Annotated in this window: 19 protein-coding genes; 10 read left to right on the top strand and 9 right to left on the bottom strand. The window is 46.1% G+C overall.

What is annotated here, in order from left to right:
• The first annotated feature begins 131 nt into the window (after positions 1-131).
• Positions 132-749, top strand: a complete 618-nt coding sequence (gene kapD, locus OTK50_RS10310; protein WP_003152084.1) for a 3'-5' exonuclease KapD — start codon at positions 132-134, stop codon at positions 747-749.
• Between the two features lie 24 nt (positions 750-773).
• Here the strand turns inward: kapD and OTK50_RS10305 are convergent, their stop codons facing one another.
• The 3 genes from OTK50_RS10305 to OTK50_RS10295 form a co-directional block, all read right to left on the bottom strand.
• A complete protein-coding gene (locus OTK50_RS10305) occupies positions 774-1,160 on the bottom strand; it encodes a kinase-associated lipoprotein B (RefSeq protein WP_003152087.1) in 387 nt (128 codons plus the stop codon).
• 47 nt (positions 1,161-1,207) lie between these two features.
• On the bottom strand, positions 1,208-2,491 hold the full coding sequence (locus OTK50_RS10300; RefSeq protein WP_266121866.1) for a sensor histidine kinase: 1,284 nt from the start codon (positions 2,489-2,491) through the stop codon (positions 1,208-1,210).
• Between the two features lie 122 nt (positions 2,492-2,613).
• Positions 2,614-3,777: a MalY/PatB family protein gene (locus tag OTK50_RS10295; RefSeq protein WP_266121865.1), complete on the bottom strand. Its 1,164-nt coding sequence runs from the start codon at positions 3,775-3,777 to the stop codon at positions 2,614-2,616.
• Positions 3,778-3,863: 86 nt separating this feature from the next.
• On the opposite strand from OTK50_RS10295, the gene OTK50_RS10290 reads away from it, so the two are divergent.
• Entirely contained in the window at positions 3,864-4,124 is a 261-nt protein-coding gene (locus tag OTK50_RS10290; protein WP_003152094.1) for a DUF1871 family protein, read from the top strand.
• A 26-nt stretch (positions 4,125-4,150) separates the two neighbouring features.
• Here the strand turns inward: OTK50_RS10290 and OTK50_RS10285 are convergent, their stop codons facing one another.
• Entirely contained in the window at positions 4,151-4,972 is an 822-nt protein-coding gene (locus OTK50_RS10285; RefSeq protein WP_003152096.1) for an alpha/beta fold hydrolase, read from the bottom strand.
• A gap of 152 nt (positions 4,973-5,124) precedes the next feature.
• On the opposite strand from OTK50_RS10285, the gene OTK50_RS10280 reads away from it, so the two are divergent.
• The 3 genes from OTK50_RS10280 (at position 5,125) to yugI (ending at position 7,383) form a co-directional block, all read left to right on the top strand.
• Complete coding sequence (locus tag OTK50_RS10280; RefSeq protein ID WP_003152098.1) at positions 5,125-5,625, top strand: Lrp/AsnC family transcriptional regulator; 501 nt, start codon at positions 5,125-5,127, stop codon at positions 5,623-5,625.
• The gene (locus tag OTK50_RS10275) at positions 5,626-6,795 is read left to right on the top strand and encodes an aminotransferase (protein ID WP_266121864.1); all 1,170 of its coding nucleotides are present in this window, start codon (positions 5,626-5,628) and stop codon (positions 6,793-6,795) included.
• Between the two features lie 195 nt (positions 6,796-6,990).
• Positions 6,991-7,383 carry a S1 domain-containing post-transcriptional regulator GSP13 gene (yugI, locus tag OTK50_RS10270; protein WP_003152102.1) on the top strand — a complete coding sequence of 131 codons (393 nt, stop codon included), beginning with the start codon at positions 6,991-6,993 and terminating at the stop codon, positions 7,381-7,383.
• Positions 7,384-7,430: 47 nt separating this feature from the next.
• Here the strand turns inward: yugI and OTK50_RS10265 are convergent, their stop codons facing one another.
• Positions 7,431-7,667: a DUF378 domain-containing protein gene (locus tag OTK50_RS10265; protein WP_003152104.1), complete on the bottom strand. Its 237-nt coding sequence runs from the start codon at positions 7,665-7,667 to the stop codon at positions 7,431-7,433.
• Between the two features lie 230 nt (positions 7,668-7,897).
• Between OTK50_RS10265 and OTK50_RS10260 the strand changes: the two genes are divergently transcribed.
• Together OTK50_RS10260 and OTK50_RS10255 are read left to right on the top strand one after the other, a co-directional pair.
• Positions 7,898-9,061: an iron-containing alcohol dehydrogenase gene (locus OTK50_RS10260; RefSeq protein WP_007408652.1), complete on the top strand. Its 1,164-nt coding sequence runs from the start codon at positions 7,898-7,900 to the stop codon at positions 9,059-9,061.
• Positions 9,062-9,147: 86 nt separating this feature from the next.
• Positions 9,148-10,320 (top strand): iron-containing alcohol dehydrogenase, encoded by a 1,173-nt coding sequence (locus tag OTK50_RS10255; protein ID WP_071392232.1) that lies wholly within the window; start codon positions 9,148-9,150, stop codon positions 10,318-10,320.
• A 296-nt stretch (positions 10,321-10,616) separates the two neighbouring features.
• On the opposite strand, the gene ycaC is transcribed toward OTK50_RS10255, so the two are convergent.
• Complete coding sequence (gene ycaC / locus OTK50_RS10250) at positions 10,617-11,261, bottom strand: isochorismate family cysteine hydrolase YcaC (protein WP_003152112.1); 645 nt, start codon at positions 11,259-11,261, stop codon at positions 10,617-10,619.
• A gap of 124 nt (positions 11,262-11,385) precedes the next feature.
• Positions 11,386-11,952, bottom strand: a complete 567-nt coding sequence (locus OTK50_RS10245) for an NADPH-dependent FMN reductase (RefSeq protein ID WP_266121863.1) — start codon at positions 11,950-11,952, stop codon at positions 11,386-11,388.
• A 397-nt stretch (positions 11,953-12,349) separates the two neighbouring features.
• Here OTK50_RS10245 and OTK50_RS10240 point away from each other — a divergent pair, with 397 nt between their 5' ends.
• Genes OTK50_RS10240 through OTK50_RS10230 form a run of 3 tightly spaced genes read left to right on the top strand, consistent with a single transcriptional unit; the run spans position 12,350 to position 14,549 of the window.
• The gene (locus OTK50_RS10240) at positions 12,350-13,702 is read left to right on the top strand and encodes a glucose-6-phosphate isomerase (protein WP_266121862.1); all 1,353 of its coding nucleotides are present in this window, start codon (positions 12,350-12,352) and stop codon (positions 13,700-13,702) included.
• A 21-nt stretch (positions 13,703-13,723) separates the two neighbouring features.
• A complete protein-coding gene (locus OTK50_RS10235; RefSeq protein WP_070082274.1) occupies positions 13,724-14,122 on the top strand; it encodes a transporter in 399 nt (132 codons plus the stop codon).
• Positions 14,123-14,144: 22 nt separating this feature from the next.
• Entirely contained in the window at positions 14,145-14,549 is a 405-nt protein-coding gene (locus OTK50_RS10230) for a YugN-like family protein (protein ID WP_003152121.1), read from the top strand.
• Here OTK50_RS10230 and OTK50_RS10225 read toward each other — a convergent pair.
• Both OTK50_RS10225 and OTK50_RS10220 read right to left on the bottom strand, forming a co-directional pair.
• Positions 14,546-15,532 carry a potassium channel family protein gene (locus OTK50_RS10225; protein ID WP_024085731.1) on the bottom strand — a complete coding sequence of 329 codons (987 nt, stop codon included), beginning with the start codon at positions 15,530-15,532 and terminating at the stop codon, positions 14,546-14,548. The genes OTK50_RS10230 and OTK50_RS10225 overlap by 4 nt on opposite strands.
• Positions 15,529-15,783 (bottom strand): protein mistic, encoded by a 255-nt coding sequence (locus OTK50_RS10220; RefSeq protein ID WP_039254102.1) that lies wholly within the window; start codon positions 15,781-15,783, stop codon positions 15,529-15,531. The genes OTK50_RS10225 and OTK50_RS10220 overlap by 4 nt, the downstream gene beginning before the upstream one ends.
• Positions 15,784-15,825 lie beyond the last annotated feature (42 nt).

Below are 15,825 nucleotides of genomic sequence, written 5' to 3'. Positions count from 1 at the left end.
CGGTATTTGTATTTTCGATGCGGATATAGGAAAATTCATTATTTTTAGAAAATGAAGAAAGTTTCAGAGGGGAAACTGATATACTATCATAAAATATCATTTTTGATCGGAGGAAAGGCAGGTGTAAAAAAGTGGATCAGCGCAGTCTGCTCATTATTGATTTTGAATTTACGATGCCTGACGGAAAATACAGCCCGCAAAATTTCTTTCCCGAGATTATTGAAGCGGGGATTGTCAAGACGGTGAATGATGAAGTGACTGAAACGTTTTCGAGTTATATCAAACCGAAAAAATTTCCAAAGCTGACGAAACGATGCAAAACCTTTCTGAACATCACCCAAAAAGACGTGGACGGCGGAATCACGTTTAATGAATTCATCCGCAAATTAAATGAGCTTGATCCTGATAAAAACTGCACGATCGTCACCTGGGGCAATATGGATATGAAAGTGTTAAAGCAAAATTGCATGTTTAACCACATCCCTTTTCCGTTCAAAGGAGAACTTCGGGATCTGTCCCTTGAATACAAAAACTTCTTCGGCGACAGAACATTGACCGGCCTTTGGAAAGCGGCGGAAGAGTATGGCGATAAAGGAACGGGCACACATCACAAAGCGCTGGATGATGCGCGGACGACATACAAATTATTCAAGCTTGTCGAGCGGGATAAACAATATCTTGAAAAACCGAAACCTCCGACGATCGGTGATCGCGTCGATCTGACTGAACTGTTTCGCCGGGCCACATAAAAAAACCCAATCATGCCGACTGGGTCAAGTTCTTTTAAAATAGTCACGCTCTAACGCGGCCAAGTTGGCGAGCGAACGTTCCGCCCATTCTGAGCCGTCCGCTGTAAGCTGATCTTTCAGCCGGGCAGACGCCGCTTGTAAGGAAGCCGTATAATCAGGAACTTCGCCATCAAACGGTTTGACCATCTGATGCGGTATGTTTGTCTGTTCCCCGAATGCAAGCGCTCTTCTTTCATGAAAGAACGGAACATCCGCCTGCTTCGGATGATGAAGATCTCCTTGAGCGGGATGCGTCAGAACGGCTTTAATTTTCACTAAATAGTGATTGGGCCTGACGTCTGTCACTTCCCCTATGTATGCTCCTGTTTTATAAAACCCTTTTACGATTGTGCCGATTTCAAACGAATTCATAGCGTTCACCTCTCTCTAGTTATTCTATAAAAGATCAACGCGATTGGCTAGTGAACAGCTGCCGGAAGCCTGACTGAAGCCGTTGTGCCCGAGTACTCGCCGCTGGTGAAATAGACGGAGCCTTCATGATGCTGAATAATCGAGAATGTCACGGTAAGCCCGAGCCCGGTGCCGTTCGTTTTCAGCGTATAATACGGTTTGCCGAGTTTCTGCAGTTCTTCATCGGACATGCCGATTCCGTTATCCGTAATCTGAATGAGAATCATCTCTTCCTGTTTTTGGACGGAGACCTCGATTCGGCCGTTTTCAGAGGGCACGGCTTCAATACTGTTTTTAATCAGATTAATGAAGGCCTGTTTCAGTTTTTTTACATCGCCGAACACATATAAATCAGGCTCGCTTTGAACAGTCACGGTCACCGATTTAAAATTGGCATAAGACTCCATTAAGGAACCTGTTTCCTTTACGAGCAGAGAAATATCAAACTTTTCTTTTTCATAGTCATCCTGCTTCGCCATATCAAGATAATTCGTAATGATCGTCTGAGCCCGGTCGAGTTCGGACAGCACAAGTTTCTGATATCCGGAGTGGGATTTGTCATGAAGCTGCTCGCCGCTGAACAGCAGCTGCACAAAACCTCTGACGACCGTAAGCGGATTGCGGACTTCATGGGCGACGCTTGCCGCAAGCTCGCTGACGACGGCCATTTTTTCTGAGTGAATCAGCCTTGCCCGCATGGACGCATTCTCATCGATGATCTCAATCAAATAAATGCACAGCAAAAGGGCGCTGACTTGAAAAAAAACGGATACTGCCGCCTCATAATAAACGGAAGATAGATTTTGAAAATTGGAAATATTGGTCGCGGAATAGATGAAGACAGATGCGGTTAATAAGGCGGTTTCAGTGCAGCCGATGAGAAGAGCGAAAAGCAGTTTCTTCCGCTTTGAGAAAAAAGGCCATTTCGTTTGGAGCTGGATAGGGATGATGATTAAAAAAGGAATTAAGGATAAGAAAAAAAGAGCGGAAGGTTCAAACCATATGAGCTGAAAAAAAACGGATGCCGCCCCTGCGGCAAGTCCTGCTGCGGTACCGGAATAAAGCAGGCAGACGATAATGGGAATCAGCTGCAAACCGTAACGGACGGAATGAAGCTCCTGAATGGGAAAAGCCGTACATAATAATGAAGATGACGCTGCAAATACGGCGACCAGCAGGCGGTTCGCTCTCGGTACAAGCAAATCGGGCTTGCTGAGCCAGAAGACTTGATAAAGAAAAATAGGGAATAAAATAAAAGAGAAGTGAAGCAGGTAATCCTTTACAATCTCCATTTATGCGAAATCCTTTCCTATGTAAATATGAATCTATTATAACATCTTTACCGGCAAAAAAAGTATATATTTCTCTAAAGCGAACGCCCTTATCTCGTCTGATAAAGGCGTTCTTTCCGCTGCTAAGCGAGCGCTGCTTTCATTCTCTCAAGCCCTTCTTTTACGGCGGCGGCTGAACAGCCGACATTAAGTCTCATAAATCCTTCGCCGCCCGGTCCGTATTTCGTTCCCGGCTCTAATATGATTTTCCCTTTTTTGAGCATTCTTTCTTTGAGCTCGGCATCCGAAAATCCGTATCCGCTGAAATCCATCCAGATCAAATAGGAAGCGTCAGGTTTCATCATGCGGACTTTCGGCAATTCTTTTCTTAAAAAGTCCTCAGCCAATTTCATATTCCCTTCAATGTAAGGAATCAGCGCGTCAAGCCAAGGGCCTCCCTTTGTATAAGCCGCTTCGATTGCTGCAACCGCAAATGTGTTGAGGCTGGAAATCCCGTTCTGATGCAATGCGGCGGAGAATTTCGCCCGCTTATAACGGTCGGGAATGATAATGGCGGATGCCTGAATGCCGGCAATATTAAACGTCTTGCTCGGCGCGACACAAGTAACGGAAATCCGCGCAAACTCCTCAGACAGAGAAGCAAAAGGCGTATGCGGCTTTCCGTACAGCATCAAGTCGGAATGTATCTCGTCAGAAACGACGGTGACGTTATGGGCGGCGCACAGCGATCCGAGCTTCATAAGCTCATCCCGGCTCCACGCTCTGCCGGACGGATTGTGGGGATTACAAAGAATCATCAGCTTGACCTCAGAATCGTTCAGCTTTTTCTCAAGATCCTCAAAATCCATGCAGTAGACGCCGTTTTCTTCCCGTAATGGGTTATGTAAAACCTGCCGTTTGTTTTCCTTGATCATCTGATAAAAAGGCGTATACACCGGTGATTGAATCAACACCTGATCGCCCGGTTCGGTAAAGGCTTGTACTGCCATGCTGATTGCCGTGACAACTCCGGGACTGAACGTGATGCTTGCGGGATCGGGCCGGTAGCCGTGCCGTGTCTCAAGCCATGAAGCGACAGCTTCTCTTGTGTTTTCGTCAGGAGACGTATAACCGAATATGCCGTGGTCAAGGCGGGCTTTTAAGGCGTCAGTGACAGCTTCGGGAGCGCGGAAATCCATATCGGCAACCCACATCGGAAGTGCATCCGATACGCCGAATAACGCTTCCGCCTTGTCCCATTTCACCGATTGTGTGCCAAGACGGTTTTCTCGAAGATCAAAGTTCATGTATGTCACTCCTGTAGTATCATTATTTTGCACAGCGTATCTATGATAAAATAGATTTGCAAACTTTATTATAAGCGGTGATGAAAATGGAAGAAAGCCAAGCGGTCATGGAAATGATGAAAATCATTGCCAAGTGGGACCCGTTTAAATATGGAGAAGATTTTTATGAGACAGAAGCCGTCGACATCGTTCAGGCCGTCTACAGTGAAGACCGTGCCGACAAGCTGGCAGCAGCCATTCAGGATATCTTTGAAGCTTCATTTGAGCAAAAGCTTCCGATCGAAGGCTGCCAAAAGGCCGCCGAGCAGCTTTTGTTCATAAAAGAAAGCAGCTCCTGCACCCCTTAAAAACCGGCGGTTCCGCCGGTTTTTTTTTATTGAATAAATTCAAAAATCCGCTCTGAAACAAACTCCGGGCGCTCTTCGGGTACGAGGTGTCCCGTATCCTTGAGTGAATACAGAATGGAATCCGGCAGGTCGTCATGAAGCCGTTTTCCGACTGAGACCGGAACGACCCGGTCTTCTTCTCCCCATATTAAAAGAGCGGGGTTTTGCACTTTCTTCAAATCCTCGGGCTCTAAATCGCCCTCCCTGTGTCTGATGAACCTTGTCATCGCTTTGAAAATCTGGCGGTCTGTAAATGGTTTTTCGTAACCGTCAATCATTTCCTGATCGATAAGCGTCCGGTCGTGAACGACATTTAACAGGTTTTTCAGCACACCGTCTTTTGAAAGCCAATACTTAAGATACAGGTCAAAACAAGGCAGATGCGTCCCGAATATAATCGACGGGTGCGAGCGCTTTAAATACCCCGAGCTGCACAGCAGGACGATTTTAGAAAAAAGCTCGGGTCTGAGAAGAGACGCGGATAAGGAAATCTGGCCGCCCATTGAATGGCCGATGAGTGCGGCCCGGCTGATACCGAGCTTTTCCAGAAGTCCGATCAGAAGCTTGGCGAGGTTTGCGTAAGTATATACGAAAGTCCGTGACTTTTCCGATTGCCCGAAAGGAGGCAGGTCAACGGCGATAATATCATAATGGTTTCTGAGCAGCGGGATCAGTTTTCTGAAGCTGAATGCCGAAGATAAAAAACCGTGTACGCAGACGAGTGTCTGTCTGCCGGGATTTTCATAATGCTCGTAATACAGCTCAACTCCGTCTATCGCGGCCCGTTTAATCGGTGAAACAGCTTCCATGAGAGCCTTCGCCGTCCTTTCTTTGTTGTAATGTAAAGGCTTTTTTGATTGTCAGATTTTAGCTCTGGTTTCTTTCGGGTTTTTCTTAGCATTTGTCGAAAATCGTGATATAATGTCATGAAGATTTTTGATAATGCAAAGGTGTGAAATGTATGAAGCTGACGGAAAAAGAAACAGAAATATTAGAAATTTTAGACGAAAACAGCCGCGTTGATGCGGAAACGATCGCTAAAATGGCGAACATTCCCGCCGAAGAAGTCAAAAGCATCATTGAAAAGCTTGAAAAGGAAAAAGTCATCATTGATTATGCGGCGATGATCGACTGGCGCAAAGTCGACGGGCTGGAAGGCGTCACGGCGATGATTGACGTAAAAGTCACTCCGAAACGAAATGTCGGCTTTGATGAAGTCGCTGAACGGATATACAGATTCCAGGAAGTTGAATCAGTGTACCTGATGTCAGGGGTGTATGACTTATCTGTCGTTATTCGCGGCAACACGATGTCAGACGTGGCAAGCTTCGTGTCTGAAAAATTGTCCACCCTTGAGTCCGTCGTTTCCACGACAACGCACTTTATCCTGAAAAAATATAAGCATGACGGCAAAGTCTTTGAAAGCGGAGACGATGACAAAAGAATCGTGGTGTCTCCGTAAATGGAAACGAAGACTTCTTATTTATCTGACTACGTGCAGCAGATTAAACCGTCAGGCATCCGCAAATTCTTTGATCTGGCCGCTACGATGGAAGGCGTCATTTCACTGGGAGTGGGAGAGCCTGACTTTGTGACGGCCTGGAACGTGAGGGAAGCGAGTATTCTTTCTTTAGAACAGGGGTATACGGCTTATACGGCAAATGCGGGTCTTTATGAACTGAGAGAAGAAATCAGCCGCTATTTAGATCAGCGGTTCGGCCTGAGTTATTCGCCTGACAGTGAACTGATCGTTACGGTAGGGGCAAGCCAGGCGCTTGATCTCGCTGTCCGCGCCCTTATGAATCCCGGAGAGGAAATGTTAATTCCCGAACCGTGTTTTGTCGCATATGAATCACTCGTGACCCTGACGGGGGCGAAGCCGGTGCCGATTCAGACTGTAGCTGCAAAAGGTTTCAAAGCATCAGCAGCCGATTTTGAAGCGGCCCTGACGGACAAAACAAAAGCGCTGCTTCTATGCTCGCCGTCAAATCCGACTGGTTCCGTCTATTCGAAAGAAGAGCTTGAATCCATCGCTGCTTTCGCTGAAAAACACGACTTGATCGTGCTTGCCGATGAAATTTATGCCGAACTGACATATGATGAGCCATTCACGAGCATGGGGGCCATCCGCGGCATGAAGGAGCGGACGATTTTGATTTCAGGTTTCTCCAAAGCATTTGCCATGACGGGGTGGAGACTCGGATTTACGGCGGCGCCTCCCGTGATCAGGGATGCCATGCTCAAAATTCATCAGCACGCGATGATGTGTGCGCCTTCCATGGCTCAGTACGCGGCGCTTGAAGGGCTGAAAAACGGTCAGGAAGACGTCGAAAGAATGAAAAAAAGCTATCGGAGACGCCGAAACCTGATTGTGGAAACATTGAACGAGATCGGACTCGGCTGCCACCACCCCGGCGGAGCGTTTTACGCCTTTCCTTCCATTCAATCGACCGGCATGAGTTCAGAAGAATTCGCGGAACAGCTGCTCATTGAAGAAAAAGTAGCCGTCGTTCCGGGGAATGTATTCGGCCCGAGCGGCGAAGGCTACATCAGATGTTCCTATGCGACATCCATTGAGCAGATTCAGGAAGCGCTCGTCAGAATCAAACGGTTTGTTGAAAAAAGGGCATAAAAAAAGATACGAACCCGGTTCGCATCCAAATAAAAGGGGGGAATACTAGAAAGCCTTCGTAATCATAGTATACCCACTTTATCTGTGCTTAAACATGATCATGTAAAAAAGTTCTCTTTGCGAAAAACAAACTTGTATGATATAATTTTAAATTGCGTATAATCTGTATTTAATTTAACTTAGGAGTTGTTATGAATGGCAGCAAAATTTGAAGTGGGCAGTGTTTACACTGGTAAAGTAACAGGATTACAAGCGTATGGTGCGTTTGTTGCATTAGATGAAGAAACTCAAGGACTTGTTCACATTTCTGAAGTCACTCACGGTTTCGTAAAAGACATTAACGAACACCTTTCTATCGGTGACGAAGTACAAGTAAAAGTACTTGCAGTTGACGAAGAAAAAGGCAAAATCAGCCTTTCTATCCGTGCGACTCAAGCGGCGCCTGAAAGAAAAGAAAGCAAACCAAGAAAACCGAAAGCGGCACAAGTTTCTGAAGAAACATCTGCTCCGCAAGGTTTCAACACATTGAAAGATAAGCTTGAAGAGTGGATCGAACAGTCCAACCGCAAAGACCTTATCAAAAAATAACCATCAAAAAAAGCACCGGATATGTATGTTCGGTGCTTTTTTTATGTTTATCTGACTTCCGGATTTGCCGCTTCCTCGCGGGATGTTTCTTCGTTCGGCTTAAACAGCAGGCCGAGATTGATCAGACCGGCGATGCCGACAAGACCGTAAATAATCCGCGACAGAGCTGATCCTTGGCCGCCGAAGATGGCTGCTACTAAATCAAATTGGAAAAATCCGATCAGTCCCCAGTTAATAGCGCCGATAATCGTTAATACGAGACAGATACGCTGAATAACACTCATGTAAACAACCTCCTCTATAAATTCGTGAAACAGTTATAGATTGTGACAAAGCAAAGAATCTATGCATACTACATTCTCCGCCGTGTAAATCACACACTGTCTCAAGCTGTACAAGTGCCTTTCCCGGGAAGCCGCTGTCTGTAAACCGTGTGATGTGCCGTCAAAAAAGCGGATTGCTTTACATTGAACGTCAACTTTCTGCATAATATAAATCCAAAGGAGGAGATGTCATGCAAAACTTTACATATTGGAATCCGACCAAATTGATTTTCGGAAAGGGAGAGGTCGAAAAACTTCCTGAAGAAATCAAGCCGTACGGAAAGAACGTACTGCTCGTATACGGAGGCGGCAGCATTAAGCGCAGCGGTCTTTATGATCAAGTAACCGAACTGCTGAAAAAAGCAGGAGTTACCGTGCATGAATTGGCAGGCGTAGAGCCGAATCCGCGTGTCTCAACGGTGAACAAGGGTGTTGCGCTCTGTAAAGAAAACAGCATCGATTTCTTATTGGCCGTCGGCGGCGGAAGTGTCATTGACTGCACGAAAGCCATCGCGGCGGGCGCTAAATATGACGGCGACGCGTGGGATATCGTCACGAAAAAACACCAGCCGAAAGAAGCGCTGCCGTTCGGAACAGTGCTGACACTTGCGGCGACCGGTTCAGAGATGAACTCCGGATCAGTCATCACAAACTGGGAGACACAAGAGAAATACGGATGGGGGAGTCCGCTCGTTTACCCTAAATTCTCTATTCTCGATCCGGTAAACACCTTTACCGTTCCGAAAGACCACACCATTTACGGCATGGTCGATATGATGAGCCATGTGTTTGAACAATATTTCCACCACACGTCAAACACGCCGTATCAGGACCGGATGTGTGAATCGCTTCTGCGCACGGTGATTGAAACAGCGCCGAAGCTGATCAATGATCTGGAGAACTACGAGCTTCGTGAGACGATTTTATATACAGGCACGATCGCATTAAACGGAATGCTGTCAATGGGCGCAAGAGGGGATTGGGCCACACACAACATCGAGCATGCGGTATCAGCGGTTTACGATATACCGCACGCCGGAGGTTTAGCGATTCTGTTCCCGAACTGGATGAGACATGTGCTCAAAGAAAATCCGGCCCGCTTTAAACAGCTTGCCGTCCGTGTTTTCGATATTGACGAGACAGGCAAATCAGATGAAGAGATCGCACTTGAAGGAATCAGCAGGCTGTCTGATTTCTGGACGAGTCTCGGCGCTCCGAACAGACTCGCTGATTATGATATTTCTGATGAGAAGCTGGATACGATTGCAGATAAAGCGATGGCAAACGGAGCATTCGGACAGTTCAAGTCACTGCAGAAAGAAGATGTGCTTGCGATACTGAAAGCATCATTGTAATAACATAAAGGGGGCGGCCGGATTGGCAGCTCCTTTTTTTCTGTGTTATAGTAATTCCCTTACGATTTTTTTGGAGGTCATGATAAATGGAGAACTTTACGTACTACAATCCGACGAAACTGATTTTCGGAAAAGGTCAAATCGACCAATTGAAAAAAGAGCTGAAGCAATACGGGAAAAACGTGCTGCTTGTTTACGGAGGCGGCAGCATTAAGCGAAACGGTCTGTATGACCAAGTAACAGGCATCTTAAAAGAAGAAGGCGCAACCGTTCATGAGCTTGCGGGCGTTGAACCGAACCCGCGTCTGGAAACGGTAAATAAAGGAATTGAGATGTGCAGACAGCATGAGATTGATTTCCTTCTCGCAGTCGGCGGCGGAAGTGTCATCGACTGTACAAAAGCGATTGCGGCCGGTGCGAAATATGACGGCGACGCATGGGACATTTACAGCAAAAAAGTAACGGCGCAGGACGCGCTCCCGTTCGGCACGGTGCTGACGCTTGCGGCGACAGGCTCTGAAATGAACCCTGATTCCGTTATCACAAATTGGGAAACAAACGAAAAATTCGTATGGGGCAGCAATGTCACTCATCCGCGTTTCTCCATTTTAGATCCTGAGAATACTTTCAGCGTTCCGGAAAACCAAACCGTATACGGCATGGTGGATATGATGAGCCACGTATTTGAACAATACTTCCACAATGTTGAAAACACGCCGCTTCAGGACAGAATGTGTTTTGCGGTCCTTCAGACGGTAATTGAAACAGCGCCGAAACTTTTGGAAGACCTTGAGAACTATAAGCACCGCGAAACGATTTTATACGCGGGTACGATCGCATTAAACGGCACGCTGCAAATGGGCTATTTCGGCGATTGGGCTTCCCATACGATGGAGCACGCCGTATCAGCGGTTTATGACATCCCTCACGCGGGAGGACTTGCGATTCTGTTCCCGAACTGGATGAGATACACGCTTGATACGAATGTAGACCGTTTTAAAAACCTCATGCTTAATATGTTTGACATTGATACTGAAGGCAAAACGGATAAAGAAATTGCGCTTGAAGGGATCGATAAATTGTCCGCGTTCTGGACAAGCCTCGGCGCACCGTCCCGCCTTGCGGATTATGATATCGGCGAAGACAAGCTTGAGCTGATCGCAGACATCGCCGCAAAAGAAATGGAATACGGCGGATTCGGCAATTTCCAAAAACTGAACAAAGATGACGTACTTGCTATCTTAAAGGCGTCACTGTAAGATACATTCCCGGCCGGAGTGGTTTTCAAGCTGCAGATGTAACCGTTTTGGGAGTCCCTCTTTCCGGATTTTCTATTAGTTCATTAGGAGCAAGTGAAACACCCTTTTCCATGAGATAACTATGGAAATCGTTTCGTATCACATGATGCGGATTTGATTCCCTGTTTCTGTACATTTAGCAGAAAAGGACCAATTAACTTTGCGATTGCCTGTCATCTATTTACACGAAATCTAAATAACGAAGATGAAGAGCCGCGAATTTAAAAAAGGGGCGCTGATTCAATCAGCGCTCCTTTTTATGCATTTTGTGTACTAAGGTCCCGCTGCGCCCCCATATAGCTTCCCATTAAGTTTTGATAACCGGGAAGATGACTGGAGATTAATGCGCCAAAACCTTCAACGTCGTTGCGCCAATCACGCTGTAACTCGCATGCTGCGCTGAACCAGTTCATAAGCTGCGCGCCGCCATGAGCCATACGGGTTAATGAAGCATCTGCTACTTGCTTATTAAACGTCCCCGAAGCATCTGTCACAACAAACACTTCGTAGCCTGCTTTAATGGCAGAAAGCGCAGGAAAAGCAACGCAGACGTCTGTTACCACCCCCGCGATAATCAGCTGTTTTTTGCCGGTCGCTTCAATGGCTTTAACAAAGTCTTCATTGTCCCATGCGTTAATTTGTCCGGGACGGGCTATTTTTGGCGCATCAGGAAAGAGATCAGCGAGTTCTTGCATGAGCGGTCCGTTGGGTCCATTTTCAAAGCTGGTTGTTAAAATAACCGGTAAATCAAAGAATTTAGCCGTATCACCGAGAGCCAATACATTGTTTTTAAATTCATCAACGCCATAGTCACGCACGAGACCGGAAATAAGGCCGGTTTGATGGTCAACTAAAAGCACGGCAGCATCATCTTTTGAAAGACGGGAATAAAGATCAGACATTTTATCATCCTCCTTGAATTAAGGCAAGTCAGTTTGTCAATGGAAAACGGTAAATCTATTCATATGCTGTATAGATAGAAAGTTATTTCTGAGGTGACTTTTCGTGAGGGTGATGATCCTTCAATTAATCCGGAACGGGAACCGGAGCATGATCAATCCAATGGATGAACTGTTGTAAATAGCGTTGAAGATAACGTTTTGTTTGTTCATCCGTAAGTATGTTTTGAGCGGAATCAATTTTCTCATGGACTTGCGAAATCAGCATTTTTTGAAAGGGCAGAACATTGACTTGCATAGCTTCGAGTACTTCTCTCATTTGCATTTGACCAAAGGAGGTGCCGAACCCTCCGGGGGTTGCGCCGATTAAGCCAACCGGTTTTCTGTTTAAAACAGAAGAGGTCCGCGGTCTCGATGCCCAGTCCAATGCATTTTTTAATACCCCCGGAATTCCTGAATTGTACTCTGGACTTACAATGATGACGCCGTCAACGTCTCGTATATCAGTTCTAAAGGATGTTACGGAGTCTGGTGCTCCGGCGATTTCTAAATCTTCGTTAAAAAAAGGAAGACTGTCTATTTCAACCCAGCGAAATTGAGCCGCATTATCGAAGTCAATCAATGATTGAGCAATCACTCGATTATACGAGTTTTTTCGTAAACTTCCACAAATAAGACCAATGGTTTTAGTCATAAAATCACCTCCCGATTTAAAATTATTTTCATCTTAACATGATACCCCAAATATAGACACTATTTTTAAAAATGGACATTTATTCCTTGATATACCTGCACGGCATCCTCTCAAGAGGAGTACTATATAAAAAGAACCGTCCCATCGGTATTGGCGATGGATGTCAACCTGCTCCAAAGTAAAGGTGATACGTTCCTGGATCACCAACATTCGATTCGTTACTTCTTTCACGATTATTACAAATATAACTATTTCGAATCCGGGATATTGTATAAAAAATGAACGCATCTTTAGCGCAAATCCCGTATTCATCATGCCTTCTTCATGACTTGATTTAGCGGGTGAGTTCATATAAAGTGAAAGAGAAAACAATTCACCGTGATGGAGGGACAAGCAAATGACGCATGTACGCTTTGATTACTCAAGCGCGTTACCTTTTTTCAATGAACATGAACTTACATACGCACGTGATTTCGTAAAAACGGCACACCATAATATCCATGAAAAAACAGGCGCCGGAAGCGACTTTTTAGGCTGGGTGGACCTCCCTGAAAACTATGATAAAGAAGAATTCGCGCGCATTAAAAAAAGCGCTGAAAAAATCAAATCAGATTCTGACGTGCTTCTCGTCGTGGGTATCGGCGGTTCATACTTAGGCGCCCGCGCGGCGATTGAAGCGCTCAATCATTCTTTCTATAATGTTCTGCCGAAAGATAAGCGCAAAAACCCTCAAGTTATCTTTATCGGCAATAATATCAGCTCAACTTATATGAAAGATGTTATGGATCTTTTGGAAGACGCTGATTTCTCTATCAATGTCATTTCTAAGTCAGGCACGACGACGGAACCTGCAATCGCTTTCCGGATTTTCCGCAAACTTCTTGAAGAAAAATACGGAAAAGAAGAAGCGAAAGCGCGGATTTACGCGACAACAGATAAAGAGCGCGGCGCTTTAAAAACGCTTTCTAATGAAGAAGGCTTCGAATCATTCGTTATTCCTGATGATGTCGGCGGACGTTTCTCCGTTCTGACTGCGGTAGGCCTTCTGCCGATTGCGGTAAGCGGGGCTGATATCGATGAAATGATGAAAGGCGCTCTTGATGCAAGCAAAGACTTTTCTAGCTCGGAATTAGAAGAGAACGCGGCTTACCAATACGCCGTCGTCCGCAACGTTCTGTATAATAAAGGAAGAACCATTGAAATGCTCATCAACTATGAGCCTGCGCTGCAATACTTTGCGGAATGGTGGAAGCAGCTCTTCGGCGAAAGTGAAGGAAAAGATGAAAAAGGCATTTATCCTTCTTCCGCTAACTTCTCAACAGACCTTCACTCTCTCGGTCAATACGTGCAGGAAGGCAGACGTGATCTGTTTGAAACCGTATTAAACGTTGAAAAACCGAAGCATGAGCTGACAATTGAAGAAGCGGAAAATGATCTCGACGGCTTAAATTACTTAGCCGGCAAAACGGTCGATTTCGTCAACAAAAAAGCGTTCGAAGGCACGATGCTTGCCCATACAGACGGAAAAGTGCCTAACTTAATTGTCAATATTCCGGAGCTTAACGCATATACATTTGGATATCTCGTTTATTTCTTTGAAAAAGCGGTGGCGATGAGCGGTTATCTGCTCGGAGTCAACCCGTTTGATCAGCCGGGTGTTGAAGCTTATAAGGTGAATATGTTCGCGCTTCTCGGCAAACCGGGCTTTGAAGAGAAAAAAGCAGAGCTTGAAAAACGCCTTGAAAAATAAAAAGAAGGGCTGGCCCTCAGCATGACGGGTCAGCCTTTTTTAAACCGTGAAAGGTGTGATGATGAATTGATGCGGCTTTTATGTAAGCATGTCTTCATTTCCGTCTGTTCCGCCGCTATCGTCTATTCGGCACTAAAACTGTCTCCTGAATCCCTCTTGCAAACCATCCTGTTTTTCGCTTTTCCTCTCGGCTTGTTTACGGACATGGTCCGGCTGAAACTGAAGGTTGGCCGGATGCATACGCTGATCACGAAGTGCTGTCTCTATGCCGCCGTTTTCTATATTTCAACGGAAGCCGTTCTCTCCGCAATTGTGACGTATGTTCTGATTGAATGCGCCGTCACCTCTTTTCAGCGTCTGTCTGCCGCTCCCGGTTCTTCCCGGACGCCGTATGAAGATACCGCAGAGCGGGGACGCTAAAGACAAAAAGGAGCATATGCACATGATCAGCATACCATCTTCACTTGAAGGTCAATCGTTTTTACTCCGCGAACTGGAACAGGTGATGAAACCGATCGGTTATACCATCGGAGGCGGCTGGGAGTATGACCGCGGGTTCTTTGATTACAAAATTTCCGATCAGGACGGCTATTTATTTCTCCGTATCCCTGTTGAAGCAAATAAGGGACACCTGGATGAACGGGGGGCCGCCGTTACAATCGGCACACCCTTTTTGCTGAGGCACGTTTATCAGCAGGAAACGGATGATGCAGCAGGCGGCGGTGTTTTTGAGTCATTATTCAACCAATTCTCCGAGCCGAAACGGCGGGATGCGGCAATTGACCGCTCATATACAGATATTGGAATCTCGCTTGTGAAAGAGCTGGAAGACGTCCTGCTGCATTAAAGAGCCAAAAACAGATCAGTATCGAGCACCTGGTATGACAGGGGAGGGGTCAGCATCGGCCCCTCTTCTTTTTGTATGCCGATGATCGTGGTATTCCGTCTGAGATAATAGAGCGCGCAGTCATGATAAGATGAGCCCTTTAGTTCCTCGGGGACGGGAATGATGCGCACCTTTTTCTCCAGCGTCAGATCTGACAGCGTTTGCGGTTTGGCAAGCTGCAGCTTGACCCGGTAATGCTCAAACATCACCCGGCTCGACAGGCGTGATGTGCACAGAATCTTATTGGCTCCTGCGCGCTCGGCGTTTTTGACATACCGTTCCGTTAAAATTTCTACGATACAATAAACGGACGGATGCAGCCCTTTGATGGCGAGAAGTGTTAATACCGACAGCATATCAGCTTCGGATTCATTTTTCTGCTGGTCCGCTGTCAGAATGACGGTATCAGCTTCCGTAATATTCGCCTTATTGAGCGTGCTGTCATCAGCGGCATGTCCGCGGATGAAATGGACGTTTTCAATAAGCGGCCCTTCCCTTAATGAATCATCAATCAGGACGACAGTTTTTGACGGTGCGATGTGCTGCAGTTCTTTCAGCAGCATATGCGATTTTTCATTCCATCCGATAAGAATGACGTGCCCCTTGCCTTTAAAGGCGACCTTCCCTTCGACATAGCGGTGCTGTTTGCTGAATACGGCTGAAGAAAGCGTGGCGAAATAGGCGGTCACAAAACTCGCTCCGCTTAATACAAGCACCATGCCGGCAATCTGCCCGAGCGGCGTCTGCGGAACGTAATCGCCGTAGCCGACTGTGGCCACCGTAATCACCGCCCACCAAACCCCTTCAAACACAGACGTGAACTGCTTCGGTTCGAGCATGTATATGAGTTGGCCGAACAATAAAATCAAGGCGATAATGATCAGCCCGATCCGAACATATAACGGCCATCTCAGCCAGGAAATAAATATACGGTTTGATTTCATTCGTCCGGCTCTTCTTTCGACAGAGAGATGGATAAAATCTGCTTAATAATGGTGTTTAGTTTTTTGTCCAGCTGTTCCTGGCCGTATGAGTCACGCGCATGTCTGATTAAATCGGCCGTCTCATCTTCAAACTGAATGAGAGGTTCGTCGTTTTCCGATTCATTATAGAGCTGGATGAAGGCGTCAAGCCCTTCGTTCATTCTGTCTATCGCATTGCTCAGCTGTTCTTTCTCGCCATTTGTCACTTTCATGTCGATCACACCTGTATCTTTTTTTATACAGTATGTCCCAGT

Origin of the sequence: Bacillus sp. NEAU-CP5 (genome assembly GCF_026420705.1) — a bacterium.
GTDB lineage: Bacteria > Bacillota > Bacilli > Bacillales > Bacillaceae > Bacillus > Bacillus velezensis.
This window is presented reverse-complemented; position numbering and strand designations above follow the sequence as displayed.